We start from the raw sequence: 25,244 nt of genomic DNA, 5'->3' as shown, positions 1-25,244 counted from the left end.
GACTAACGGACGGTTACGGTCCGATCACGGCACCGGGAGACCCCCGGCGGGCGTCGCAGGACCGGACGCCCCCGCCGCCGTCGCTCCCCCGACGGGCGCCTCCCGCGCCCCGCCGGGGAGCCCCACGGGAGGGTGCAACGTGTCTCGGTCGGCTGGTCCCACGCTCCTGGAGCGGTCGGAGGCCGCCGGGGAGCGCCCCGAGCCCGTCCAGGTCCCCGGTCGCTTCGCCCGGCGCCCCCGGACCGCGGACCTCCCCGACGCCACTCTGGACGCCACGGAGCCGGCCGCCGACGTCGCGACCGACCCGGCCGCCGAGCCCGCGGCGACCGCCCGCCGACGGCTGCCCCGGCCCCCGGGCCGGCGCGGCCCCCTGTGGCTGGCCGCCCTCGTCGCCGGCGCCCTCGCCGTGGGCCTCCCGGGCCTGCTCGGCGGGGAACCACCCGCCGGGCCGCAGAGCGTCAGCGCCGCCGACTACGGCCTCGGCGACGACGGCAGCATGGCCGGGGACATGGAGGACGCCGGCGTCCGGCAGGGGCTGAGCGCCGCCGAGGCCGAGGCCCGCCTCGGCGAGCTCGCCGCCTCCCGGGCCGCCCGCACACCCACCACCGCCGACCCCGTCCCCGGGGCGCGCATGACCACCTGCTTCTGCATGCGCTGGGGCACCATGCACTGGGGCGTCGACCTCGCCGCGCCGCTCGGCACCCCCATCTACGCGACCACCGACGGCGTCGTCCTCCGCGCCGGCCGCGCCTCCGGCTACGGCAACGCCGTCTACATCCAGGACGCCGACGGCGACGTGCACGTCTACGGGCACATGCGCTACTACGACGTCGAGGCCGGCCAGATCGTGCACGCCGGCGACGAGATCGCCCGGGTCGGCAGCGAGGGCCAGTCCACCGGCCCGCACCTGCACTACGAGATCCACCGCGGCGGCATGGACGGCCGGCGGATCGACCCCGAGGAGTACCTGGCCGAGCGCGGCGTCTCTGTGTGATCTGTCGGCCTCCGGCCGACACCACGTGACCTGTCGGCCTCAGGCCGACACCACGTGACCTGTCGGCCTCCGGCCGATACCGCGGCCAGGTGCCGCCCCCGGTTGCGCTGAGCCGTTCCCGGCCGCTCGTCGGGGGCCCTCCGGGCCCCGCTCCTCGCGGGCGCCTCGCGAGGCGGCTCTCGTCGGGCGCCGCGGCTCCTGCGGTGGTCAGGTCTCGCGCCTCGACTCCCTGACCTCCTCGGGGACCCCTCCGGGGCCCCGCTCGTCGCTCAGAGCTTGACGAGGGGGGCGTAGCGCAGGACGAGGCGCTTGGTGCCACCGCTGCCGAAGTCCACGGTGGCCTGCGCCTTGTCGCCGACGCCGTTGACCTCGACCACCGTGCCCAGGCCGAACGCGTCGTGGCTCACCCGGTCACCGACCTCGACCGAGATGACGGCCCGGTTGCCGGCACCGCCGCGCAGACCGCCGGTCGACAGGCCGGTCGCGGCGACCCGCGTCTGGGCCGAGGAGTAGCCGCGGCTGTACCCGGTGCTCGGCGCCGGGGTGGGCGTCAGGTTGGCCCAGTGCACGGTGTCGGCGGGCAGCTCGTCGAGGAACCGGGACGGCGGGTTGTACGCCGGCTGCCCCCAGCTGGTCCGCACCGTCGCGCGGGACAGGAACAACCGCTGCTGGGCCCGCGTGATGCCCACGTAGGCCAGCCGCCGCTCCTCCTCCAGCTCCTTCGGGTCGCCCAGCGCCCGCAGGTGGGGGAAGACGCCGTCCTCCAGGCCGGTCAGGAAGACGACGGGGAACTCCAGCCCCTTGGCCGTGTGCAGGGTCATCATCGTGACCACGCCGGCCTCGTCGCCGGCGACGGGGATCTGGTCGGCGTCGGCGACCAGCGAGACCTGCTCGAGGAAGTCGGTGACCGTGCCCTCGGGGTGGGCGGCCTCGAACTCCGCGGCCACCGAGATGAGCTCGTTGAGGTTGTCGACCCGCCCCTCGTCCTGCGGGTCCGTGCTGGCCGACAGCTCCGTCAGGTAGCCGGTGCGGTCGAGGATGCTCTCCAGCAGCGCGGCCGGGCCGGAACCGGTCTCCACGAGCTGCTCGAACTCCTCCAGCAGCGCGACGAACTCCTGGATCGCCTTGAGCGACCGCGGCGCGAGCGAGGGCACCTCCGTGCACAGCCGCAGCGCCGAGGCGAACGGGATCCGCTCGCGGTCGGCGTAGGCCTCGACGCAGGCCTCGGCGCGCTCGCCGATCCCGCGCTTGGGCGTGTTGATCACCCGGCGCAGGCTGACCACGTCGGCCGGGTTGGCCACCACCTTGAGGTAGGCCAGCGCGTCGCGGACCTCCTTGCGCTCGTAGAAGCGCACCCCGCCGACCACCTTGTAGGGCATGCCGACGCGGATGAACACCTCCTCGAACACCCGGGAGGCATTGTTGGTGCGGTAGAAGACCGCGATCTCCTTGGGCTGCGCCTTGCCCTCGTCGACCAGCGCGTCGATCTGCTCGGCGACCCAGGCGGCCTCGTCGTGCTCGTTCTCGGCGACGTAGCCCTCGATGAGCTCGCCGTCGCCCGCGTCGGTCCACAGGTTCTTCGGCCGGCGCGAGGTGTTCTTCGCGATGACCGTGTTGGCGGCCTTCAGGATCCGCTGGGTGGAGCGGTAGTTCTGCTCCAGCAGGATCGTCGTCGCCTGCGGGTAGTCCCGCTCGAACTCGTCGATGTTGCGGATCGTGGCGCCGCGGAAGGCGTAGATCGACTGGTCGGCGTCACCCACGACGCACAGCTCGGCGGGCGGGACCGGCCCCTCACCCGTGCCCACCAGCTCCCGCACCAGCACGTACTGGGCGTGGTTGGTGTCCTGGTACTCGTCGACCATCACGTGCCGGAAGCGGCGCCGGTAGTGCTCGGCGACGTCGGGGAACGCCTGAAGCAGGTGCACCGTCGTCATGATGAGGTCGTCGAAGTCGAGCGCGTGCGCCTGGCGCAGCCGCTGCTGGTAGAGCGTGTACGCCTCGGCCAGCACCTTCTCGGGCGCGGTGACCGGGGTGAACGACTCCTCGTCGACCAGCTCGTTCTTCAGGTTCGACACCTGCGCCGCCAGGCTGCGGCCGGGATAGCGCTTCGCGTCGAGGTCCAGGTCGCGGGCGACCATCGACATCAGGCGGACCGAGTCGCCCTGGTCGTAGATCGTGAACGACGACTTGAGGCCCAGCTTGGCGGCCTCGGCCCGCAGGATGCGCACGCACATCGAGTGGAAGGTCGACACCCACATCGCCCGGGCACGCGGGCCCACCAGCGAGGCGACGCGCTCCTTCATCTCGCCGGCGGCCTTGTTGGTGAAGGTGATCGCCAGGACCTCGCCCGGCTGCACCCCCCGCGCGCCGAGCAGGTAGGCGATGCGGTGGGCGAGCACCCGGGTCTTGCCCGAGCCCGCGCCGGCCACGATGAGCAGCGGGCCGCCCTCGTGGACGACGGCCTCGCGCTGCGGGCCGTTGAGCCCGGCGAGCATGCGGTCCAGCTCCCGGCCGACCTGGCCGGGCGCGTGCCGCTGGAGGGTGGCCGTGCCCGGGAGGGCCTGCTGGACGTTCACTCCGGGGTCCCCGCGGAGACGTGGAGCGCCAGCGGAGCGTCTTCGTGGGGTGAGCTCATAGCGACACCACTGTAGTTCGCCCGGGTGACACGTCCCGCGCGTCGCGGGCGCCCCGCGGGAGCACTCGCCCGGCGCGACGAGGGTGTGGCAGACTCCCCGCCGTGCTCGCCACGACCGGCTTTTACTACGGCCACCGGGATCCGGTGTCCGTCACCGCTGGCTGAGCACACGCCGCAACAGACGCCCCGGGCCCGAGGAGCCCGGGGCGTCTCTCGTTCCCGGGGTCCGACGGCCACGAGCCCGACCCGCAGGAGAACGCAGATGACCACCACCGCACCCGGCCCGGCCGCCGACGCGACCGACCGCATCGGCGAGCTGCGCCGGGAGATCGACGCCTGCGACGCCGGCATCATCGACCTGGTCCGGCGCCGCCTGGCCGTCTCCCGGGAGATCGGCGCCCTGCGCGCGGCCGCCGGCGGCACCCGGCTGTCGCTGTCGCGCGAGTCGCAGGTGCTGGCCCGCTTTCGCTCGGCCCTCGGGGACGAGGGCGCCACGCTGGCGCTGATGCTGCTCCGGCAGGGCCGCGGCCGCCTCTGACCGGGCGGCCGCCTCTCAGGGGGCGACCGCCCGCGATCGGGGCGGGTGCGTCTCAGCCGGTGAGGACGCCGCGGCTGCCCAGCAGGTCGGGCACCGCGGCCGGCGCGAGGGGCCGGGCGAGCAGGAAGCCCTGGACCTGCGGGCAGCCCAGCCGGCGCAGCACCGACAGCTGCCCGGGCCGCTCGACGCCCTCGGCGATCACCGGCAGCGAGAGGTCCCGCGCCAGCCGGAACACCGCGCCCAGCAGCGTCGCCTCCCGCTCGTCGGAGTCGATCCGGGCGAGGAAGGACCGGTCGATCTTGACCGAGTCGAGCGACAGCGCACCCAGCCGTGCCAGCGACGACTGCCCGGTGCCGAAGTCGTCGAGGGAGACGCCGACCCCGAGGTCGGCGAGCTCCCGGACGACCCGCTCGGCCACCTCCTCGTGCGCCAGCAGGCCCGACTCGGTCAGCTCCAGCACGAGCTGGCCCGGGGCCAGGTCGTGCCAGTCGACCAGCTCCCGCACCCGCGTCACGAGCCCCGGCTGGACCAGCGACGCCGGGGCCACGTTCACGTGCACCGACAGGGCGGTGTCGCGGCCGGCCGACCACGAGGCCACCCGCTCGCAGGCCTGCACCAGCAGCTGCGCGGTCAGCTCGTCCAGCAGGCCCGCGCGCTCGGCGACCGGCACGAACACGTCGGGGCCGATCTCGCGGCCCTCGGAGGTCCAGCGGGCCAGGGCCTCCAGCGCCACGACGCGGCCGGTCCCCAGCTCGACGATCGGCTGGTAGGCGAGGGTCACCTCGCCCGCGTCGAGCGCCCGGCGCAGCTGCTCGGCCAGCCGCTCGAACTCGACCTCCTCCAGGCGCAGCCCGGGCCTGTAGGCCACGACCTGGTCCTTGCCCGAGCGCTTGGCCGCGTACATCGCCGTGTCCGACCGGATCAGCAGCGTGTCCGCGCGCACCGGGGCGTCGTCCGGGCCGAGCGCGCACACGCCGACGCTCGCCCGCACCGGCAGCGAGCGGCCGGCCACCTGGAACGGCGCCCGGAGGGCCTCCAGCGCCCGGGCCGCGGCCGTGTCGGCCTGCCCGCCGTCCTCCAGCAGGACGGCGAACTCGTCACCGCCGAGCCGGGCCACGGTGTCGCCGTCCCGCGTGGCGCCGGTCAGCCGCTCCGCGACCCGGACGATGAGCTCGTCACCGGCGAGGTGGCCGAGGGTGTCGTTGACGACCTTGAAGTCGTCCAGGTCGAGGAAGACGACGGCGACCGGACGCAGGTCCCGGCGGTGCAGGGCGAGCGCGTGCTCGAGCCGGTCGAGGAACAGCGCCCGGTTGGCCAGCCCGGTCAGCCCGTCGTGGAAGGCCTGGTGCCGCAGCAGCGCCTCGCGCGCCGCGAGCTCCCCGGCCAGGCGCACGTTCTCCCGGAGCACGAGGTACTGCCGGGCCAGGAGCAGCACCACCACCGCGGTGGCCAGCGCGACCTCCGCCGGCTCCAGCGTGCCGCCGACGAGCACGTGCACGACCGTCGCCACCAGCGCGACCGCCACCGGGACGTAGGGCAGCAGCCCGGCGTGCAGACCCGTCCGGTGGCCGCCGGGCGGCGCAGGGGGCACCTCGACCCGGGGGTGCCGGACGGCGCCGGCGAGCGCGAGCACCAGGAAGCCGGCGACCCAGCCGAGGTCGGCGGAGAACCCCGCGTACGTCGTGGTGACCTGGCGGAAGGCGAAGGCGCTGTCGGACACGCTGAGCGCCACGAGCCCCAGGCACAGCAGCAGCAGCGACAGCCGCTGCGCCTCGGCCCGCGCGGCGACCAGCACCGCGAGCACGACGAGGACGACGTCGAAGGCGGGGTAGCCCAGGAACAGCACCCACTCCAGCGGCGTGGCCATCGGGCCGCGACCCATCGCGGGACCGAGCACGAACTCCCAGCTGACGAGCGCGACCGCGGCCGTCGTCATCAGCGCGTCGGAGGTCCGCCGCCAGCCCTCGCGCGGCCCGCCCGGGACCGGGTACAGCAGCAGGCCGACGGCGGCCAGCATCGGGAAGGCCGCGAAGCCCAGGTCGGCCGGCGACGGGAACGGTGCGGCGTCGCCGGCCAGCTCCCGCGCCGTCCACCACAGCTGACCGGCCGTCCACGACGCGCAGGCGGCCGCCAGGACCGCCCACGCCCGCCGCAGCCGTCCGGCCGACCGGCGGGCCAGCGACGCCAGCGACACCGCGGCCGCCCCGGGGGCGATCAGCTGGGCCAGGTTGGAGACCACGCGGTCGTGCACCTCGCCGGGGAGCACGGCCCCGAGCAGGACGAACACCAGGACCAGGCCGCCGGCAGCGGCCAGCGCGGTCGGGGACGGCCCCCTGGGGACGGTCGGGTCCAGCACCTTCGCCTCTCCTCCCGGCTGCGAGACCCCCATCACACGCCGTGGCCACCGCGACACCGTCGGACAGGATGCCCGGTCGGCGCCGCGCGCGACAGGGGTTCGCGACGATCGGAGCAGGACGGTTCCGTCCGTTAACCCGGGGCCGCGACGCGGCGCCCGGCCCCGGGCACACCTAGGCTCCGCCGGGTGACCTCCCCGCTCCCCCGCCGTCCCGCCGAGCACGTCGACCGCGCCCTGTGCGTCCTCGCCCACCCCGACGACGTCGACTTCGGCAGCGCCGGCACCGTGGCGACCTGGACGGCGGCCGGCACCGAGGTCACCTACTGCATCGTCACCGACGGCGACGCCGGCGGGTTCGACGACACCCCCCGCCACCTCATGGGCCCGCTCCGGCAGGAGGAGCAGCGCGCCGCGGCGGCCGCCGTCGGCGTGACCGACGTCCGTTTCCTCGGCTACCCCGACGGCCGGCTGGAGCCGACGCTGGACCTGCGCCGCGACATCTCCCGGGTGATCCGCCAGGTCCGGCCGCAGCGGGTGCTCACCAGCTCCCCGGAGCGGTACTACGAGCGGATCGGCGCCAGCCACCCCGACCACATGACCGTCGGGGAGTCGACGCTGCGCGCGGTGTACCCCGACGCCCGCAACCCGTTCGCCTTCCCGGAGCTGCTCGCCGAGGAGGGGCTGGAGGCCTGGACGGTGTCGGAGGTGTGGCTGGGCGCCAGCCCGCGCGCCGACCACGCGGTCGACGTGACCGACGTCGCCGAGCTGAAGTTCGCCGCGCTGAAGTCGCACGTCAGCCAGGTGGCCCACCGCGACGACCTCGAGCAGTTCGTCGGCGGCTGGATGCAGCAGGTCGGTCGCACGTTCGGCCTGCCCGCGGGCCGCCTCGCCGAGGCCTTCCACGTCGTCTTCACCGACTGACGGGTGCAGGACCGCGCTCCTGCACCTCAGAGCAGGCGGTTGGTCGCCGCCCACCTCGTGAGCTCGTTGCGGTTGGACAGCTGGAGCTTGCGCAGCACGTTCGAGGCGTGGGACTCCACGGTCTTCACCGAGATGAACAGCCGCGAGCCGATCTCGCGGTAGGTGTAACCGCGGGCCAGCAGCTGCATCACCTCGCGCTCGCGGGCCGACAGCAGGTCCAGGCCGGGGTCGGTGGCCGGATCGGTCGCCGGCGCCGCCGCCGGGCCGGCCGCGGCGAAGGCGTCCAGCACGAAGCCGGCCAGCCGCGGGCTGAAGACGACGTCCCCGTCGGCGACCCGCTGCACCGCCGCCCGCAGGTCCGGACCGGAGATGGTCTTGGTGACGTAGCCGCGCGCCCCGGCGCGGATGACGGCGATGACATCCTCGGCGGCGTCGGACACCGACAGCGCCAGGTACCGGACGGCGGGCAGCTCCGCGCGCAGCGCCTCGAGCACCGCCCGGCCGCCCCCGCCGGGCAGGTGCACGTCGAGCAGGACGACGTCGGGCGAGGTCGCGCGGATGCCGGCGATCGCGGCGTCGGCGTCGGCGGCCTCCCCGACGACGTCGACGGACTCCCCCAGCTCGGCGCGCACGCCGGCCCGCACCATCGCGTGGTCGTCGACGACGAACACGCGCGGCGCCGTCCCGGTCGTCCCCGGCTCCGTCACGATCCCTCCCTGGGCAGCAGCAGCTCCACCTCGGTCCCCTCCCCCGGCGCCGAGCGCACGGTCGCCGTCCCCCCGAACCGCGTCACCCGGGCGGTCACCGAGTCGCGCAGGCCGCGGCGGTCGGCCGGCACCGCCGCGGGGTCGAAGCCCCGGCCCCGGTCGCGGACGAACACCGACACCGCGTCGGCGCCGACCTCGGTGTACAGGTCGGCCGACGTCGCCCCGGAGTGCTTGGCCGCGTTGACCAGCGCCTCGCGCGTGGCGGCGCCGAGCGCGGCCAGCGCCTCGTCGACGGGGGCGTCGCCGACGACGACCGGGTCCACGGTCAGCTCGTGGTCGGCCTCCACCTCGGCGACCATGGCCGACACCAGGCCCGCCCAGGTGCCCTCGGAGGCCTTCTCCGGCTCGTACAGCCAGGTGCGCAGCTCCCGCTCCTGGCTGCGGGCCAGCCGGGCGACGGCCTGCTGGTCACCGGCGTGCCGCTGGATCAGCGCGAGCGTCTGCAGCACGGAGTCGTGCAGGTGGGCGGCGACCGCGGCCCGCTCCTCCGAGCGGATGCGCGCGGTGCGCTCGGCCTGGCGCGAGGTGAGCAGCCGCCGCCACACCGGCGCGGTCGCCAGGGCGACCCCGACGAGGATGACCAGCGTCGCGGCGAAGCCGTTGCGCGCGTTGGCCAGCTGCCCGGTCGAGGCCAGCAGCAGCACGACCCCGACCACGCCGAGCAGCACGCCGCCGGCCAGCACCCACGGGCCGCCGGGCCGGGTGAGGGCCCGGTCGGTGTCCAGCTGCCGCCAGATCGTGGCCAGGCCGACGCCGACCAGCAGCAGCGGGACGGTGACGTCGCCGCTGCCCCAGCTGGCCAGGTTGGTCACCAGTGCGAGCGCGCCGATGCCGAGCAGCACCAGGCCGATGGTCTGCCGGCGGCTGGGCCGCTCGGCCGCCGTCAGCGCCGGGACCTCGGCGTCGGAGACCGGCATGAACAGCCACAGCAGGCCGTAGGCGACGACGCCGATGCCGGTGACCGCGAGGGCGACGAAGGCGACCCGCACGACCAGCGGGTCGGCGCGCAGGTGCGCGGCGGTGCCGGCGGCGACGCCGGCCAGCATCCGCCCCTGGCGCGGGCGCACCAGCGACGGGCGCGGGTCGCCGGCGGGGGCCGGGCCGCCCGCGGCCGCCGCGGTCGCGTTCTCTGTCGTCATCGCCGTCGATCGTCGCACCGGCCGCGCGGCCGGGGCATCGGTGATCACCCCGGTGGGGCGGGACCAGGGTCGGATGGGGGCCTTCCCTGATGTCCCGGGCGCCCCTCGTCACGCAGTGTCTGTGCCATGACCGCAGCTCCGCCTCCCGCGCCGCCCACGGTGGACCCGCCCGGCGCCGTCCCGCCGTCCATGCCGCCGTCCGGCACCACGCCGCCGGTGCGGCCCCCGCTGCGCCGCAGCCGCACCGACAAGATGGCCGGCGGTGTCGCGGGCGGCCTCGCCGAGTACAGCGGCATCGACCCGCTGCTGTGGCGGGTCGGTTTCGTCGCCCTCACCCTGGCCGGCGGCACCGGCATCCTCGTGTACCTGCTGCTGTGGGTGCTCACCCCCGCCGGGCCGCCGGGCGCGGAACCCCCCGGGACCGGGAGCGCAGCGCCCACGCTGCCGCGCTCCCCCGTCGGGCGGCTGACGCTCGCCGGCGTGCTCATCGTGCTCGGGGTGCTGGTGCTGGTGGCGCGGCTGACCGACTGGGAGCCGGGGCCGCGGCCCTTCCTCGGCGTGGCCCTGCTGGTCGTCGGTCTCGGGCTGGTCGCCGGGGCGTTCGTCCCCGGGCGGGCCCCCCGCGGCGGGCTGATCGCCCTGGGCGTCGTGCTCTCCCTCGGCCTGGCGCTGGCCTCGTCGGTGCCGTGGGCCAGTGGTGCCGGCGTGGGCGACCGCGACTACCGGCCGGCCACGGTCGGCCAGGTGCGCGACGTGTACCGGCTCGGCGCGGGTGACCTCACGGTCGACCTCAGCCGCGTCGACGTCTCGGACCTGGACGCGCCGCTGCGCGTGGAGATCGACCACGGCGTCGGGGACCTGGACGTGGTCGTGCCCCGCGACGCCGACGTCCGGCTGACGCTCGACACCGGGGTCGGCGAGGAGCAGGTGTTCGACGGCGGTTCGTCCGACGGCGGTTTCTTCCCCGGTACCGGTCCCGGCCGTCACGTCGACGACGGCGATCCCGAGTTCGTTCTCGTCGTCGACCACGGGGTCGGCGACACGGAGGTGTCCCGTGGCTGAGTCCAGCGACTTCCCGACCACACCGACCACGCCGGGGGTCCCGGCCGCAGGGGCCGCCCCGGCCGCGGGAGGCGGCTGGGCGCCGACCACCCCGCTGCCGCTGGAGGACCCGGCCGGGCCCCCCGCTCCCGCCCCGCGGCGGGCGGTCGACCCGGTCTCGCTCGTCCCGGGCCTGCTGTTCGTCGTCCTGGCGGTGGTCGGCCTGACCGGGGCGGAGCTGCCGCTGGGGGTCTTCCGCGACGGCGGCGTCCTGTGGGTCCTGCTCATCGGCGCCGGCCTCTGGCTGCTGGTCGGCGAGCTGCGCCGGTCCCGCCGCCGACGCTGACCCCCGGGCCGCTCCCGCACCGACGCGGGGGCGGCCCGGCCGCGTCACCCCACGGCTGCGCAGAAGTCCAGCGCCCGCCGCCACAGCAGCTCCGCCGCCTCCCCGTCGTACTCGGCGGGGAGGCTCGCGTCGGTGAACAGGTGGCCCGACCCCGGGTAGTCGAAGCGCTCCAGCCCGGCGCCGGCCCGTCGCGCGTCCTCCGCGGCCTCCTCGACCCACGCCGCCATCCGGAACGGGTCGTCCGCGGTGTAGTGCAGCTGCGCGGGCACCCCGGCCGGCCAGGAGCCGGCGCCGAGCACGTGCATCGGCAGGATCCCGGAGAACAGCAGCAGGCCGGCGCACGGACGGCGGGTCGCCACGTGCTGGGCCATCCCCGCGCCGTTGGAGAACCCGGCCGCCACGAAGCCGTCCGGCAGGTCCGCCACGGCGTCGACCGCGGCGGCCATGAGCGCGGGGTAGCCGATCGACCCCGCGTACGCCGAGGCCTGCTCGTAGTCGTCGAACACGCGGCCGCCGTACTGGTCGACCACGTGCACCTCGTGGCCGGCGGCGCGCAGCCGGTCCGCCGCGTCGGTGACACCGGGACGGACGCCGAGCACGGAGTGGAAGAGCGCGATGGTGGTCATGCGGCCCACCCTGGGGGGCTGCTGGTGACACCGTCCTGTCACCGTCTGCTGCGATCGTCCTCCCGTGAACCGCACCGACCGGCTGCACGCGCTCACCGAGGAACTCCGCCGGGCCGGGCCCCGGGGGCGGACGGCGCAGCGGCTCGCGGCCTGGCTGGAGGTCTCCTCCCGAACGGTCAAGCGGGACGTCGCCGCGCTCCAGCAGGCCGGGGTGCCGATCTGGGCCAGCGCCGGCCCGGGCGGCGGGTACGTGCTCGACGCCGTCGCCACCCTCCCCCCGGTGAACCTCACCCCGGCGCAGGCGGTGGCCGTCGCCGTCGCGCTGGCCGGAGCCCCCGACGCCCCGTTCGCCGCAGACGGCCAGGCCGCCCTGGAGAAGGTCCTCGACGCGATGGGCCCCGGCGCCCGGGCGCGGGCCGACGACCTGGGCGCCCGCGTCTGGGTGCGGGGCGGCCGGTCCCGGCCGGCACCGGCCTCGGCCGTCGAGCAGGCCCTGCTGCGCCGCTGCGTGGTGGCGATCGGCTACCGCGACGCCGCCGGCGACGTCACCCGGCGCCGCGTGGAGCCCCACCTGCTCGCGCGCACCGGCGACCACTGGTACCTGGTCGGCTGGTGCCGGGAGCGGCAGGCCCCGCGCTGGTTCCGGTGGGACCGGATCGAGTCCGCCCACCTCACCCCCGAGCCGGCGCCCGAGCGCGACCCGGCCCTCTACGGCACCGCACCGCCGGACGCGCACGCGGTACGGGTACCGCGCGGCTAGCGGCCTGCCGCTACTCCCACTCGATGGTGCCCGGCGGCTTGCTCGTCACGTCGAGGACGACGCGGTTGACCTCTTCCACCTCGTTGGTGATCCGCGTCGAGATCCGCGCCAGCAGGTCGTAGGGCAGCCGGGTCCAGTCCGCGGTCATCGCGTCCTCGCTGGACACCGGGCGCAGCACGACCGGGTGCCCGTAGGTGCGCCCGTCGCCCTGCACGCCGACCGAGCGGACGTCGGCCAGCAGCACCACGGGGCACTGCCAGATCTCGGTGTCCAGCTGCGCCGCGGACAGCTCGGCCCGCACGATCGCGTCGGCCCGGCGGAGCACGTCCAGCCGCTCCCGCGTCACCTCGCCGACGATGCGGATGCCCAGCCCCGGGCCGGGGAAGGGCTGCCGCTGCACGAGGGTGTCGGGCAGCCCGAGCCGGCGGCCGACCTCGCGCACCTCGTCCTTGAACAGGGTGCGCAGCGGCTCGACGAGCGAGAAGGTCAGGTCCTCGGGCAGCCCGCCGACGTTGTGGTGGCTCTTGATGTTGGCCGTGCCGGTCCCGCCGCCGGACTCCACGACGTCGGGGTAGAGCGTGCCCTGCACGAGGAAGTCGACGGTCTCGCCGTGCGCCTGCGCGTCGGCGACGACGTCGAGCGCGGCCTGCTCGAACACCCGGATGAACTCCCGGCCGATGATCTTGCGCTTCTCCTCCGGGTCGCTGACCCCGGCCAGCGCCGACAGGAACCGGTCGGCGGCGTCGACGACCCGCAGGTCCGCACCGGTGACGGCGACGAAGTCCCGCTCGATCTGCTCGGTCTCGCCCTCGCGCATCAACCCGTGGTCGACGTACACGCAGGTGAGCCGGTCGCCGATGGCCTGCTGCACGAGCGCGGCGGCGACCGCGGAGTCCACCCCACCGGACAGCCCGCAGATCGCCCGCCGGTCCCCGATCTGCTCGCGGATCGCCGCGACCGCCTCGTCGACGACGTTGGCCATCGTCCAGGAGCGCTCCAGGCCGGCGATGTCGAACAGGAAGTGCTCGAGCACCGTCTGCCCGTGCGAGGTGTGCCGCACCTCGGGGTGGAACTGCACCCCGGCCAGGCGGCGGTCGACGTCCTCGAACGCGGCGACCGGCGCCCCCGTGGAGGTGGCGGTCACCGTGAAGCCGGGCGGTGCCTGGGCGACGGCGTCCCCGTGGCTCATCCACACCGACTGCAGGGTCGGCGTCTCACCGAACAGCCGGCCGCCGGTGGTGACGGTCAGCGGGGTGCCGCCGTACTCGCGGTCCCCGGTGCGCGCCACGGTCCCGCCCAGGGCGGCGGCCATCGCCTGGAAGCCGTAGCAGATGCCGAACGCCGGCACGCCGGACTCGAACAGCACCGGGTCGACCTGCGGGGCCCCCTCGGCGTACACGCTGGAGGGCCCGCCGGAGAGCACGATCGCGGCCGGCTTGCGGGCGACGATCTCCTCCGCCGGCGTCGAGGACGGCACGATCTCGGAGTAGACGCCGGCCTCACGGATGCGGCGGGCGATGAGCTGGGCGTACTGGGCGCCGAAGTCGACGACCAGGACGGTCGGGAAGTCCACGGGTCAGCCCCGGCCCTCGGTCGAGGGGTCCGCGCCGCCGTGCCCGCCGCCGATCACCAGGTCCACGCGCTGGAACTCCTTGAGGTCGCGGTAACCGGTCTTGGCCATCGTGCGGCGCAGCGCCCCGAACAGGTTGGTCCGGCCGTCGGCGGCGCGCGCCTCGCCGAGCAGGACGTCGGCCAGGGACCCGGCGGGCTCGACCGGGGCGGAGGTGCCGCCCCGGGGCAGCCGCGGGTGCGCGGCGACGGAGTCCCACCAGATGCCCCCGGCGGGGGCCTCGGCCGCGGCGCGCAGCGGCTCGCCGAGCTGGACGGCGTCGGCACCGCAGGCCAGGGCCCGGGCGATCGCGCCGCTGTCCTCGATCCGTCCGTTGGCGATGACGTGCACGTACCGGCCGCCGGTCTCGTCGAGGTAGTCGCGGCGGGCGGCCGCGGCGTCGACGATCGCGCTGGCCAGCGGCACGCGGATGCCCATGACGGCGTCCCCGGTGGAGTAGCTGTCGGCGCCCACACCGACGATCACCCCGGCCGCGCCGGTGCGCATCAGGTGCAGCGCCGTCTGGTAGTTGGCCGCGCCGCCGACGATGACGGGGACGTCGAGGTCGGCGATGAAGTCCTTGAGGTTCAGCGCCTGGCCCGAGGTGGTGACGTGCTCGGCCGAGACGATGGTGCCCTGGATGACCAGCATGTCCACGCCCGCGGCCAGCACGGTCGGGGCCAGCTGCAGGGTGTGCTGCGGGGAGATGCGCACCGCGGTGGTGACGCCGGCGGCGCTGATCTCCTTGACCCGGGCCGTGATCAGGTCGGGCTTGACCGGCTCGGCGTAGACCTCCTGCAGCACCGACACCGGCGGGGCGCCGTCGCCGGCGGCGGCGCGGATGCGGGCGTAGGCCTCGGCCGGGTCGTCGTAGCGGGTCCACAGGCCCTCGGCGTTGAGGACGCCGAGCCCGCCGGCCTGGCCGACGGCGATCGCGGTGGCCGGGCTGACCACCGCGTCGGACGGGCTGGTGACCAGCGGCAGGTCGAAGCGGAAGGCGTCGATCTGCCAGGCGGTGGAGACGTCGTCCATGTCCCGGGTGCGGCGGGAGGGGACGATCGAGACCTCGTCCAGCTCGTAGCCGCGGCGGGCGAAGCGGTTGAGGCCGATCTCGACGGTGTCGCGTGCGGGCATCAGGTCACCGGGCCCGGTAGTTGGGGGCTTCGACGGTCATCTGGATGTCGTGCGGGTGGCTCTCGGTCAGCCCGGCCGCGGTGATGCGGGTGAGCTGGCCGCGCTCCTGCAGGTCGGCGACCGTCGCCGCGCCCGCGTAGCCCATCGACGCGCGCAGGCCGCCGACGAGCTGGTGGGCGACGGTGGCCAGCGCGCCGCGGTAGGGCACCTGGCCCTCGATGCCCTCGGGGACGAGCTTGTCGTCGGAGAGGACGTCGTCGGCGAAGTAGCGGTCGCGGCTGTAGGACTGGTTGCCGCGCTTCTGCATGGCGCCCAGCGACCCCATGCCGCGGTAGGTCTTGAACTGCTTGCCGTTCATGAAGACCAGCTCGCCGGGGGCCTCCTCGACGCCGGCGAACAGGCCGCCGATCATCACGGTGTCGGCCCCGGCCACCAGGGCCTTGGCGATGTCACCGGAGTACTGCAGGCCACCGTCGGCGATCACCGGGACACCGGCCGGCCGCGCGGCGAGCGAGGCCTCGTAGATGGCGGTGATCTGCGGGACGCCGACGCCGGCGACCACGCGGGTGGTGCAGATCGAGCCCGGCCCGACGCCGACCTTGACGGCGTCCACCCCGGCGTCGATCAGCGCCTGGGCGCCGGCACGAGTGGCGACGTTGCCGCCGACGACCTGAAGGGCACCGGCGCCGCCGAAGTCGGCCTTCACCCGGGAGACCATGTCCAGGACGGCGCGCTGGTGGCCGTGCGCGGTGTCGACGACGAGCACGTCGACCCCGGCGTCGACCAGCAGGCCGGCCCGCTTGTAGGAGTCCTCGCCCACACCGACCGCGGCAGCGACGACCAGCCGGCCGTCGGCGTCCTTGGTGGACAGCGGGTACTGGTCGCGCTTGACGAAGTCCTTGACGGTGATCAGCCCGCGCAGCCGGCCGCCCTCGTCGACGATCGGCAACTTCTCGATCTTGTGCTGGGACAGCAGGCCCAGGGCGGTGTCCGGGTCGACCCCGACCGGGGCGGTGACCAGCGGCATCGGCGTCATCACGTCGCGGACGAGCCGGTTCTGGTCGGTCTCGAAGCGCATGTCGCGGTTGGTGCAGATGCCGACGAGGACGCCGTCGGCGTCGACGACCGGGGCACCGGAGATGCGGTACCGCGCCGACAGCGCGTCGACCTCGGCCAGGGTGTTGTCCGGGGAGACCGTCACCGGGTTGGTGACCATGCCGGCCTCGGAGCGCTTGACCAGGTCGACCTGGCCGGCCTGCTCCTCGGCGGCGAGGTTGCGGTGCAGGACGCCGACGCCGCCGACGCGGGCCATGGCGATGGCCATGCGGGCCTCGGTGACGGTGTCCATCGCGCTGGACAGCAGGGGCACGGCCAGCCGGATCCCGCGGGTGAGGCGGCTGCTGGTGTCCACCTCGGCCGGGACGACGTCGGAGGCGCCCGGGATGAGCAGGACGTCGTCGTAGGTCAGGCCGAGCGGGGCGAACTTCGCCGGCAGCTCGGGTACGAAATCATCGGGCTGCATCAGGAGCCGCCACCCCTCCGGGATCGGTCTGCACCCTCGTGGGCGCGCGGGGAACCGCCTAGATCGTAGGCGGCGGCCCACGAGGAGCGGACCGACGGCTGCCGGGCGGCTACCGTGACCCCGTGAGTGCCGACGACTTCAGCGGTCCCGACCCCGGGGGCTTCGACCCGTCGGGTCCGCCGCCGCTGACGATGGAGGAGCGGGCGGGGGTCCTCGACGACCTGGCCGAGCTCGAGGTGTTCCGCACGCTGCTGGAACCGACCGGGATCAAGGGCATCGTCGTCGACTGCCCGGACTGCGACGAGGAGCACCACGTCGACTGGGCCCTCATGCAGGCCAACCTGCGCCAGCTGCTGGAGGAGGGCCAGACCGGCCGGCACGAGCCGCCGTTCGACCCCGACCCCGCCGACTACGTCAGCTGGGACTACGCCAGCGGGTACGCCGACGGGGTCGCCGCCGTCGCCGAGCGCGAGGAGCCGGGTGGCGGCCGCACCGGCCGGCACGCCCGCGAGGACTGAGCCGGCGGCCCCGAGCCCGCCCGCATGCGCCAGAGGGCGGTCATCCCGACCGGGATGACCGCCCTCTGGCGCATCGGGGCGGCCGGCCCGAGGGGGGCGGCCGCCGCGAGGTCACTGCATCATCCCCCGGCGGAAACCGGTGGCGACCGCCTCGGCGCGGTCCTTGGCGCCCAGCTTGCGGAACAGCCGGCGGGCGTGGGTCTTGATGGTGTCCTCGGACAGGTAGAGCTCGCGACCGATCTGGGCGTTGCTCTTGCCCTGGCTCATGCCGGTGAGCACCTGCATCTCGCGCATGGACAGGCTGACCGGGGCGGCCTCGCGGACCACGGCGGCGCGGACGGTGGTCGGCGCGGACCCGGCGAGCGGGGTCGCACCGTTCCAGGCCGGGGCCGCCGAGTGCGCGCCGACGCTGGCCAGCGGCACCGGGTGCCCGGCGGCCGGCTGCGGCGTCCGCCCGTCGACCCGCAGGCCGACGCGGGACAGGCCCAGGCCCATCTCCAGGGCGGTGGCGTCCCAGCGCAGGTAGCCGCGGGCGCCGACGGCGACGGCCGCGCGGACGGTCTCGGCGTCGTCGGGGGCACCGAGAACCAGGACCGGCAGCCGCGGGTGGGCGCGCAGCGCCTGGGTGGCGACGGTGAGGCCGGCGTCGGTGGCGCGCTGGGTGCCCACGAGCAGGACGTCGGGATGGCGGGTGGCCAGCCGCGACATGAGGACCGCGGGGTCGCCCACGGCCTCCACGCGGCCGACGAAGGGCAACGCGACGAGGCGGGAGGCGATGTCCTCGCGGACCCGCCGGCGCTCGTCGAAGACCCACACCGTCGTCCCGTTGCCGGGGCCACGCATCCTGTCGTCGATCACGGTTGTGCTCCTCGCTCCCGGCGCGCTGTCCGGGCGACTCCCCCGCCGACCTCGGACGGGACTCCCCGCCGGATTCGGCACGACCGGGACCCACCTTGATCGGCCGCCGGGACGGGTGACAGATGCCCTCACCCAGCGGGGTGAGCCAGGAGGCGGGAAAATGCCGCGACGCCCTGTGTTTGACCCGCGTGGGCCTCGGGCACCGGCCCCTTGCAGCCGGACCGCCCCCTCCGGCTCGCATCGAGCCGAGGAGGACCGACATGGCTGACATCCGCCGACTGCCCACCCCCGTCGCCGAGGTCTGGGACTGGCAGTTGCACGGCGCCTGCCGTGGCGAGAGCACCGCCCTGTTCTTCCACCCGGACGGGGAGCGCGGCCCCGCGCGGGCCCGCCGGCAGAACGCGGCCAAGGCCGTCTGCGCGAAGTGCCCCGTCGTCGAGGCCTGCCTCAAGCACGCGCTCGCCGTCCGTGAGCCCTACGGCGTGTGGGGCGGCATGAGCGAGGAGGAGCGGGCCCGGCTCATCGCCGCGGAGCCCGCCCCGGTCGCCGCGGGCGTGTAGCCCCTCCCGACAGACACCGAGGGCCGGTCCAGACGTTCGTCTGGACCGGCCCTCGGTGCGTTGCGCGGGGTGCGCGCCCCGTGATCATCGGCAGGTGGCTGCCCGACCCGCCGGCCGGACGCGCCACCCGCCGATGATCACGGGAGGGTGGCCGTGCTCAGTGGGCGTGGCCGTGGCCGTGCGAGTGCCCGTGGGTGTGGTGCCCGCCCGCGTGCGCCTCCTCCTCCGGCGCCTCGACGACGGCGGAGTCGGTGGTGAGCACCATCGCCGCGATCGAGGTGGCGTTGCCGAGGGCGGCCTTGGTGACCTTGACCGGGTCGATGACGCCCTGGGCGGCCAGGTCGCCGTACTCGCCGGTCGCGGCGTTGAAGCCGGTGCCGACGCCGCCGTCGCGGACCTTGCTGACGACGACGCGGCCCTCGAAGCCGGCGTTCTCGGCGATCCGGACGAGCGGGGCGTCCAGGGCGCGGCGGACCGCGCGGGCGCCGGTGAGCTCGTCGCCGGTGAGGTCCAGGGCGTCGATCGCCGCGGCGGCGTGCACCAGCGCGGAGCCACCACCGGGGACGACGCCCTCCTCCACCGCGGCGCGGGTGGCGGCGATGGCGTCCTCGATCCGGTGCTTCTTCTCCTTCATCTCGACCTCGGTGGCCGCACCCACGCGGATGACGCCGATGCCGCCGGCCAGCTTCGCGAGCCGCTCCTGCAGCTTCTCGCGGTCCCAGTCGGAGTCGGTGGCGTCGATCTCGCGGCGGATCTGCGCGACGCGGTCGGCGATGGCCTCGCCGGTGCCGCCGCCGTCGACGATCGTCGTCGCGTCCTTGGTGACGACGACGCGCCGCGCGGTGCCGAGCACCTCGAGGCCGACCGCGTCGAGCTTGAGGCCGACGTCCTCGCTGACGACCTGACCGCCGGTGACGATGGCGAGGTCGGTCATGAACGCCTTGCGGCGGTCGCCGAAGTAGGGCGACTTCACCGCGACGACCTTGATGGTCTTGCGGATGGAGTTGACGACGAGCGTGGACAGCGCCTCGCCCTCGACGTCCTCGGCGACGATCAGCAGCGGCCGCGAGCCGGAGCCGAGCACCTTCTCCAGCAGCGGGAGCAGGTCGGCCAGGGCGCCGACCTTGCCCTGCACGAGCAGGACCAGCGCGTCCTCGAGGACGGCCTCCATCGCCTCGGTGTCGGTGACGAAGTACGGCGACAGGTAGCCCTTGTCGAACTGCACGCCCTCGGTCACGTCGAGCTCGGTGGAGAGGGTGTTGCTCTCCTCGACGGTGATGACGCCGTCCTTGCCCACCTTCTCCATCGCCTCGCCGATCAGGGTGCCGACCTCGGCGTCCTGCGCGGACACGGTGGCGACACCGGCGATGGAGTCCTGGTCCTCGACCGGGGTGGCGGCCGCGTCGAGGGCGGCGTGCACGGCGTCGACGGCGGCGCGCATGCCGCGGCCCAGCGCCATCGGGTTGGCCCCGGCGGCGACGTTGCGCATGCCCTCGTGGACCAGCGCCTGGGCCAGCACGGTGGCGGTGGTGGTGCCGTCACCGGCGACGTCGTTGGTCTTGGTGGCGACGTTCTTGGCCAGCTGCGCGCCGAGGTTCTCGTACGGGTCCTCGAGCTCCACCTCGCGGGCGATGGTGACGCCGTCGTTGGTGATCGTCGGCGAGCCGAACTTCTTGTCGAGGACGACGTTGCGCCCGCGCGGGCCCAGCGTCACCTTGACCGCGTCGGCCAGCTTGTCCACGCCGCGCTCGAGCGCGCGGCGGGCGTCCTCGTTGAACTTGATGATCTTGGCCATGGGCCGGCTCCTCGTTCAGGACTGGGGGGTGCGGAACGACGACCGCCCCAGGGACCCGGTGTCTCGGGTCGCCCGGGGCGGTCGCATCGTGCGGTGCGTCAGGGACGCGGGTGGAGAGGAGAGGTCACTTCTCCACGACGGCGAGCAGGTCGCGCGCCGACAGCACGAGGTAGTCCTCGCCGCCGTAGCGCACCTCGGTGCCGCCGTACTTCGAGTAGATGACCACGTCGCCGACGTTGACGTCGAGGGGGACGCGGTTGCCGTTGTCGTCGACGCGGCCGGGGCCCACGGCGATGACCGTGCCCTCCTGCGGCTTCTCCTTGGCGGTGTCCGGGATGACCAGGCCGGAAGCGGTGGTGGTCTCGGCCTCGTTGGCCTGGACCACGACGCGGTCCTCCAGCGGCTTGATGCTGACCTTGGTAGCGGTCGTCACGTCGGTGACGCCCCCTTCGGGATCGACGGGCTGGAACAGGATGCTGTGGCACGGGCCTGCACACCTGCCGTCGCGGGGGTCAGGCGGCTGCCGTGTCGTTGGCACTCTACCCACGAGAGTGCCAGCCCCTCAAGCGGGTCACCCGACGGGGTCCCGGACCGGTGCGTCACGCTGACGGCGTGCCTCCCGACGCGTCCGCGACCCATCCGGAGAGCGTGCTGGAGCAGCTGGCGCTGATGCGCACGCCCGAGGGCGCGGCCGCCCTCGCCCGTGCCGCCGAGCTGCTCGCGGCCGGCACCGAGCTGGTGCCGGCGCTCGACCGCCTCCGCGCCGCCGTGGGGCCGGTGCTGGCCGGGCCCGCCTGGGGGTTCGCCCGCCTGCGCGAGCGCGCGCGGCCGGTGTTCGGCGACGACGCCGACGTGCTGTTCCTGACCGCCGACACCCTCGAGCAGGCCGGCCGGCCGGAGCTCGCCGCCCGGCGCGCCGCCCGGCTGCTGGCCGCCGGCGGCGAGGGCGTCGACTCCGTCGCCGACCTCGGCTGCGCGGCCGGCACCGACACCATCGCGCTGGCCCGGGCCGGGGCCAGCGTCCTCGCCGTCGACGTCGACCCGCTGGCCCGGGCGCTGACCGCGGCCAACGTCGAGGCGCTGGGCCTGGCCGACCGGGTGTGGGTCGTGGCCGGGGACGCCGTCGAGCTGGTGGCGGCGGCCCGCGGCGGCGAGGTGGCCAACTGCGCGGGCGCCGTCCTGGACCCGGCGCGGCGGGCGGGCGGCCGCCGGCAGCTGGACCCCGACCGGTGGTCGCCGCCCTGGGGATGCGTCGAGGCCCTGCTGGACCGCGTGCCGGTGACCGCGGTCAAGGTCGCCCCCGGGCTGGACCACGACCGCGTGCCCGCCGGCGTCGAGGCCGAGTGGGTGTCGGTGCGCGGGTCGATCGTGGAGGCCGTGCTGTGGGGGCGCGCGGTCTCGACGCGGTGGCGGCGGGCGACCGTCGTCCGCGCCGGCACGGTGCACGAGCTGGCCGCCGACGCCGACCCGGGGCCGGCGCCCACCGGACCGGTGCGCGGGTGGCTGCACGAGCCGGACCCGGCGGTCATCCGCTCCGGCCTGGTGGCGCTGGCCGCCGCCGAGCTGGGCGCGACGCTGGTGGACCCGACGATCGCCTACCTGACCTCCGACGCGGCCGCCGACTCCCCCTGGGTCACCTCCCACCGGGTCGAGGAGGTGCTGCCGTTCAACCTCAAGAAGCTGCGGGCGCTGCTGCGCGCCCGCGGTGTCGGCCGGGTGACGGTGAAGAAGCGCGGGTCGGCGATCGAGCCCGAGCAGCTGGCGCGGCAGCTGCGCGGCCCCGGTGCGGGGTCGGCGGTCGTCGTCGTCACCCGGGTGGCCGGCCGGCCCACCGCGCTGGTGTGCGCCGCCTCCTGAGGAGCCCCCGCGGCAGCGGCGCTACGGGGTGACGACCTCGATCGGCAGTGAGCTGTCCGCGCCGAGGTCCGGAGCCGACGGGGCCACCCCGGCCGCGACCAGCCGCGACCCCAGCGCGGCGACCATCGCGCCGTTGTCGGTGCACAGCCGCGGGCTCGGCACCCGCAGCACGATGCCGGCCGCGGCGCAGCGTTCCTCGGCCAGCGCCCGCAGCCGCGAGTTGGCCGCCACTCCCCCACCGAGCACCAGGTGGTCCACGCCGTGCTCGCGGCAGGCCCGCACCGCCTTCGCGGTCAGCACGTCGGCGACGGCCTCCTGGAACGACGCGGCGACGTCGGCCACCGGCACCGGCTCCCCGGCCCGCTCGCGGGCCTCCACCCACCGGGCGACGGCGGTCTTCAGGCCGGAGAAGGAGAAGTCGTAGGGCGCGTCCCGGGGGCCGGTGAGCCCGCGCGGGAAGGCGATCGCCGAGCCGTCGCCCTCGCGGGCGGCCCGGTCGATCGGCGGGCCGCCGGGGAAGGGCATGCCGAGCACGCGGGCGACCTTGTCGAACGCCTCGCCGGCCGCGTCGTCGACCGTGCGGCCCAGCGAGACGACGTCGCGGGACAGGTCGGGCACCAGCAGCAGCGAGCTGTGCCCGCCGGAGACCAGCAGCGCCAGCGACGGCTCGGCCAGCTCCCCGTGCTGCAGCTCGTCGACGGCGACGTGCGCGGCGAGGTGGTTGACCCCGTACAGCGGGACGTCGAGCGCCAGCGCGTACGCCTTGGCCGCCGCCAGCCCGACCAGCAGGGCGCCGGTGAGACCCGGGCCGGCGGTCACCGCGACGGCGTCGACGTCGCCGGCCCCCACCCCGGCCTCGGCGAGCGCGCGGTGCACCGTCGGCACCATCGCCTCCAGGTGCGCGCGGGAGGCGATCTCGGGGACGACGCCGCCGAACCGCTCGTGCTCGGCCATCGAGGTGGCCAGGGCGTCCGACAGCAGGGTGCGGCCGCGGACCAGCCCGACCCCGGTCTCGTCGCAGGACGTCTCGAACCCCAGGACCAGCGGCTCGGTCACGGTCTCTCCCGTCTCATCACCACGGCGTCGGTGTTGCTCGGCTGGTAGTAGCCGCGGCGCCGGCCGATCTCGGCGAACCCGCGACGCCGGTACAGGGCCTGCGCGACCTCGTTGTCCGCCCGCACCTCCAGCAGCACGACCGGGCTGCGCCGGTCGGCCTCGGCGAGCAGGGCGTCCAGCAGCAGCGCGCCGACCCCCTCGCCCTGCCGGGCCCCCGAGACGCCGATCGTGGCCACGTGCGCCTCGTCGTCGTAGGCGATGAGCCCCGCGTAGCCGACCACGGCCCCACCGCCGTCCGCGTCCCCGTCGACGGCGACCAGGTAGTGCCGGGTGTCGGTGCGCGACAGCTCGTCGCGGTACATCGACACCGTCCACGTGTCGGGGGCGAAGAGCTCCTCCTCGAGCTCCATCACCGCCGGCAGGTCGGCCAGCCGCATCGGCCGCAGCCGGACGGCGCCGGCGGGACGGCTCACGAGGTGGTCACCGGCTTGAACGACGTCGGCGGGGTGGCGTCGGGACGGCGCAGGTACAGCGGCACCAGCGGGCCGGCGGACGACGGGTCGGCCAGCTGCGGGCCGGCCGCGCGCAGCAGCCCCGCCGTCGTCACCTCGGCCGGCGTCACCGCGGCGCCCAGCCGCCCGGCGAACGCCGGGTCCCCGACGAACGGGCCGGTCAGCTCCCCGGACTCGGGGCGCACCACGCCGGGCCCCTCGACCCGGGCGCCCGCGGCGTCGTAGGCCGCCCAGTAGACCTCCTTGCGCCGGGCGTCGGTGACCACCGTGCGGGCGCCGGCGCCGATCGCGTCCAGCGTGCAGACGCCGACGGCCGGCAGCCCGCGGGCGTCGGCGATCGCCGCCGCGGTGACCACGCCGACGCGCAGGCCGGTGAACGGGCCGGGCCCCAGCCCGGTGACGACGGCCCCGACGTCGGCCAGCGCCAGCCCGGCGTCGGCGAGCGCGCCGCGGATCGCGGGGGTCAGCAGCTCGGCGTGCCGGGTGCCCGAGGCGACGGCGCGCTCGGCCAGCACCTCGACGCCGCCGTCCGGCGACCACCGGGCCAGCCCGGCCAGCAGGGTCGGCGTCGCGGTGTCCAGGGCCAGTACCAGCACGAGGACCGAGGTTAGTCGGCCAGCCGCTGCTCCCAGCCCGGGCCGTGCGGGACGAGGACGGCGGTGCGCACGTCGTCCTCGCACCGGTCCAGGCGCACCTCCAGGTGCTCGTCCGCGAGCTGCTCGACCAGCCCCTGCCCCCACTCGACCACCGTCACCGACTCCGCCGTCGACGCGTCCAGGTCGAGGTCGTCGACGTCGGCGACCCCGCCGAGCCGGTAGGCGTCCACGTGCACCAGCGGCAGCCGCCCGCCGCGGTGCACGCGGGCGATGACGAACGTCGGCGAGGTGACCGGCTCGCGGACGCCCAGCGCGGCACCCAGCCCCTGGGTGAGCGCCGTCTTGCCGGCGCCCAGGGGCCCGACGAGGACGACGAGGTCGCCGGGGCGGGCCAGCGCGGCGAGGGCGGCGCCGAGGGCGCGGGTGTCCTCGGCGGTGGGCAGCACGTGCTCGCGGTTCACGACAGGCTCCCGGCGACGGCGGTCAGGTCGGCCAGCAGCCCGGCCCGCGGCGCCCCGTTCGGGCCGAACCGGATGGCCGCCGACGGGTGGTAGGTGGCCCAGACGGCCCGCCCGTCGACCTCGTGCGGCCGGCCCCGCACCTGGGCCAGGACGGTGCGCGGCCCGAGGAACCACTTGGCGCTGGACAGGCCGAGCGCGACGACGACCGGCGGGGCGAGCAGCTCCAGCTGCCGGCGCAGCCAGCCGCTGCACCGGGCCACCTCGGGCGCCCTGGGGGTGCGGTTGCCCGGCGGCCGGCACTTCACGACGTTGAGCACCGCCGCCTGCCCACGGTCCAGCCCGGCCTCGGCCAGCAGCTGGTCCAGCAGGGCCCCGCTCCTCCCGACGAAGGGCCGGCCCGTCTCGTCCTCGGTCGCGCCGGGTGCCTCGCCGACGAGCACGAACCGCGGCCGGCCGGACGCCGGCACGTCCCCGACGACGACGTGCTGCCGGGCGGCGGCGAGCTCCGGGCAGGCGACGCAGCCGCGGGCGGCGCCGGCGAGCGCGGCCCAGTCGGGCGCGGCGGCGGCGGTGCGGGCGACGTCCTCGGCCGCGGCCCCCACGTCGGGTGCACCGGACCAGGGCGGACGGGGGGCGGCCACGC

Annotated in this window: 25 protein-coding genes; 9 read left to right on the top strand and 16 right to left on the bottom strand. The window is 75.6% G+C overall.

Annotation, left to right across the window (positions count from 1 at the left end; translation table 11 throughout):
- The first annotated feature begins 139 nt into the window (after positions 1-139).
- A complete protein-coding gene (locus tag ACI781_RS03680) occupies positions 140-994 on the top strand; it encodes a M23 family metallopeptidase (protein WP_456564708.1) in 855 nt (284 codons plus the stop codon).
- Between the two features lie 269 nt (positions 995-1,263).
- Here ACI781_RS03680 and pcrA read toward each other — a convergent pair whose 3' ends face one another.
- Positions 1,264-3,570 (bottom strand): DNA helicase PcrA, encoded by a 2,307-nt coding sequence (pcrA, locus tag ACI781_RS03675; RefSeq protein WP_456564707.1) that lies wholly within the window; start codon positions 3,568-3,570, stop codon positions 1,264-1,266.
- A gap of 321 nt (positions 3,571-3,891) precedes the next feature.
- Between pcrA and ACI781_RS03670 the strand changes: the two genes are divergently transcribed.
- Positions 3,892-4,167, top strand: coding sequence for a chorismate mutase (locus ACI781_RS03670; protein ID WP_456564706.1), 276 nt, complete (start codon positions 3,892-3,894; stop codon positions 4,165-4,167).
- A gap of 52 nt (positions 4,168-4,219) precedes the next feature.
- On the opposite strand, the gene ACI781_RS03665 is transcribed toward ACI781_RS03670, so the two are convergent.
- Positions 4,220-6,523: a putative bifunctional diguanylate cyclase/phosphodiesterase gene (locus ACI781_RS03665; protein WP_456564705.1), complete on the bottom strand. Its 2,304-nt coding sequence runs from the start codon at positions 6,521-6,523 to the stop codon at positions 4,220-4,222.
- Positions 6,524-6,709: 186 nt separating this feature from the next.
- Here ACI781_RS03665 and ACI781_RS03660 point away from each other — a divergent pair, with 186 nt between their 5' ends.
- Positions 6,710-7,444, top strand: a complete 735-nt coding sequence (locus ACI781_RS03660; RefSeq protein WP_456564704.1) for a PIG-L deacetylase family protein — start codon at positions 6,710-6,712, stop codon at positions 7,442-7,444.
- 26 nt (positions 7,445-7,470) lie between these two features.
- Here the strand turns inward: ACI781_RS03660 and ACI781_RS03655 are convergent, their stop codons facing one another.
- Together ACI781_RS03655 and ACI781_RS03650 are read right to left on the bottom strand one after the other, a co-directional pair.
- Positions 7,471-8,151, bottom strand: a complete 681-nt coding sequence (locus ACI781_RS03655) for a response regulator (RefSeq protein WP_456564703.1) — start codon at positions 8,149-8,151, stop codon at positions 7,471-7,473.
- On the bottom strand, positions 8,148-9,350 hold the full coding sequence (locus tag ACI781_RS03650; RefSeq protein ID WP_456564702.1) for an ATP-binding protein: 1,203 nt from the start codon (positions 9,348-9,350) through the stop codon (positions 8,148-8,150). The genes ACI781_RS03655 and ACI781_RS03650 overlap by 4 nt, the downstream gene beginning before the upstream one ends.
- Positions 9,351-9,476: 126 nt before the next feature.
- On the opposite strand from ACI781_RS03650, the gene ACI781_RS03645 reads away from it, so the two are divergent.
- Positions 9,477-10,412 carry a PspC domain-containing protein gene (locus ACI781_RS03645; RefSeq protein ID WP_456564701.1) on the top strand — a complete coding sequence of 312 codons (936 nt, stop codon included), beginning with the start codon at positions 9,477-9,479 and terminating at the stop codon, positions 10,410-10,412.
- On the top strand, positions 10,405-10,737 hold the full coding sequence (locus tag ACI781_RS03640; protein WP_456564700.1) for a hypothetical protein: 333 nt from the start codon (positions 10,405-10,407) through the stop codon (positions 10,735-10,737). Before ACI781_RS03645 ends, ACI781_RS03640 begins: the two co-directional genes overlap by 8 nt.
- A gap of 44 nt (positions 10,738-10,781) precedes the next feature.
- Here the strand turns inward: ACI781_RS03640 and ACI781_RS03635 are convergent, their stop codons facing one another.
- The gene (locus ACI781_RS03635; protein WP_456564699.1) at positions 10,782-11,372 is read right to left on the bottom strand and encodes a dienelactone hydrolase family protein; all 591 of its coding nucleotides are present in this window, start codon (positions 11,370-11,372) and stop codon (positions 10,782-10,784) included.
- A gap of 55 nt (positions 11,373-11,427) precedes the next feature.
- On the opposite strand from ACI781_RS03635, the gene ACI781_RS03630 reads away from it, so the two are divergent.
- A complete protein-coding gene (locus tag ACI781_RS03630; RefSeq protein ID WP_456564698.1) occupies positions 11,428-12,123 on the top strand; it encodes a helix-turn-helix transcriptional regulator in 696 nt (231 codons plus the stop codon).
- 10 nt (positions 12,124-12,133) lie between these two features.
- Here ACI781_RS03630 and guaA read toward each other — a convergent pair whose 3' ends face one another.
- The 3 genes from guaA to guaB are packed head-to-tail and all read right to left on the bottom strand — an operon-like array spanning position 12,134 to position 16,388.
- Positions 12,134-13,696, bottom strand: a complete 1,563-nt coding sequence (guaA, locus tag ACI781_RS03625) for a glutamine-hydrolyzing GMP synthase (protein ID WP_456564697.1) — start codon at positions 13,694-13,696, stop codon at positions 12,134-12,136.
- A gap of 3 nt (positions 13,697-13,699) precedes the next feature.
- Positions 13,700-14,866, bottom strand: a complete 1,167-nt coding sequence (locus ACI781_RS03620) for a GuaB3 family IMP dehydrogenase-related protein (RefSeq protein WP_456564696.1) — start codon at positions 14,864-14,866, stop codon at positions 13,700-13,702.
- Positions 14,867-14,870: 4 nt separating this feature from the next.
- Positions 14,871-16,388, bottom strand: coding sequence for an IMP dehydrogenase (gene guaB / locus ACI781_RS03615; protein ID WP_456564695.1), 1,518 nt, complete (start codon positions 16,386-16,388; stop codon positions 14,871-14,873).
- 122 nt (positions 16,389-16,510) lie between these two features.
- Here guaB and ACI781_RS03610 point away from each other — a divergent pair, with 122 nt between their 5' ends.
- On the top strand, positions 16,511-16,906 hold the full coding sequence (locus ACI781_RS03610; RefSeq protein WP_456564694.1) for a DUF5319 family protein: 396 nt from the start codon (positions 16,511-16,513) through the stop codon (positions 16,904-16,906).
- Between the two features lie 111 nt (positions 16,907-17,017).
- Here the strand turns inward: ACI781_RS03610 and ACI781_RS03605 are convergent, their stop codons facing one another.
- The gene (locus ACI781_RS03605) at positions 17,018-17,764 is read right to left on the bottom strand and encodes a response regulator transcription factor (RefSeq protein ID WP_456564693.1); all 747 of its coding nucleotides are present in this window, start codon (positions 17,762-17,764) and stop codon (positions 17,018-17,020) included.
- A 260-nt stretch (positions 17,765-18,024) separates the two neighbouring features.
- Between ACI781_RS03605 and ACI781_RS03600 the strand changes: the two genes are divergently transcribed.
- The gene (locus ACI781_RS03600) at positions 18,025-18,324 is read left to right on the top strand and encodes a WhiB family transcriptional regulator (protein WP_456564692.1); all 300 of its coding nucleotides are present in this window, start codon (positions 18,025-18,027) and stop codon (positions 18,322-18,324) included.
- A 157-nt stretch (positions 18,325-18,481) separates the two neighbouring features.
- Here the strand turns inward: ACI781_RS03600 and groL are convergent, their stop codons facing one another.
- Entirely contained in the window at positions 18,482-20,119 is a 1,638-nt protein-coding gene (groL, locus tag ACI781_RS03595; protein WP_456564691.1) for a chaperonin GroEL, read from the bottom strand.
- Between the two features lie 124 nt (positions 20,120-20,243).
- The gene (groES, locus tag ACI781_RS03590) at positions 20,244-20,552 is read right to left on the bottom strand and encodes a co-chaperone GroES (RefSeq protein WP_029433407.1); all 309 of its coding nucleotides are present in this window, start codon (positions 20,550-20,552) and stop codon (positions 20,244-20,246) included.
- A gap of 179 nt (positions 20,553-20,731) precedes the next feature.
- Here groES and ACI781_RS03585 point away from each other — a divergent pair, with 179 nt between their 5' ends.
- Positions 20,732-21,976 (top strand): THUMP-like domain-containing protein, encoded by a 1,245-nt coding sequence (locus ACI781_RS03585; RefSeq protein WP_456564690.1) that lies wholly within the window; start codon positions 20,732-20,734, stop codon positions 21,974-21,976.
- Between the two features lie 21 nt (positions 21,977-21,997).
- Here the strand turns inward: ACI781_RS03585 and tsaD are convergent, their stop codons facing one another.
- The 5 genes from tsaD to ACI781_RS03560 are packed head-to-tail and all read right to left on the bottom strand — an operon-like array spanning position 21,998 to position 25,242.
- A complete protein-coding gene (gene tsaD, locus ACI781_RS03580; protein WP_456564689.1) occupies positions 21,998-23,032 on the bottom strand; it encodes a tRNA (adenosine(37)-N6)-threonylcarbamoyltransferase complex transferase subunit TsaD in 1,035 nt (344 codons plus the stop codon).
- Complete coding sequence (rimI, locus tag ACI781_RS03575; protein WP_456564688.1) at positions 23,029-23,505, bottom strand: ribosomal protein S18-alanine N-acetyltransferase; 477 nt, start codon at positions 23,503-23,505, stop codon at positions 23,029-23,031. The genes tsaD and rimI overlap by 4 nt, the downstream gene beginning before the upstream one ends.
- Positions 23,502-24,140: a tRNA (adenosine(37)-N6)-threonylcarbamoyltransferase complex dimerization subunit type 1 TsaB gene (gene tsaB / locus ACI781_RS03570; RefSeq protein WP_456564687.1), complete on the bottom strand. Its 639-nt coding sequence runs from the start codon at positions 24,138-24,140 to the stop codon at positions 23,502-23,504. The genes rimI and tsaB overlap by 4 nt, the downstream gene beginning before the upstream one ends.
- An 11-nt stretch (positions 24,141-24,151) precedes the next feature.
- Positions 24,152-24,601: a tRNA (adenosine(37)-N6)-threonylcarbamoyltransferase complex ATPase subunit type 1 TsaE gene (gene tsaE, locus ACI781_RS03565; RefSeq protein ID WP_456564686.1), complete on the bottom strand. Its 450-nt coding sequence runs from the start codon at positions 24,599-24,601 to the stop codon at positions 24,152-24,154.
- Entirely contained in the window at positions 24,598-25,242 is a 645-nt protein-coding gene (locus ACI781_RS03560) for a uracil-DNA glycosylase (protein ID WP_456564685.1), read from the bottom strand. Before ACI781_RS03560 ends, tsaE begins: the two co-directional genes overlap by 4 nt.
- Between the last annotated feature and the right edge of the window lie 2 nt (positions 25,243-25,244).

The organism is Blastococcus sp. SYSU D00695 (assembly GCF_054050555.1).
The sequence above is the reverse complement of the archived record's forward strand: the minus strand, read 5'-3'. Positions and strand labels throughout refer to the sequence as shown.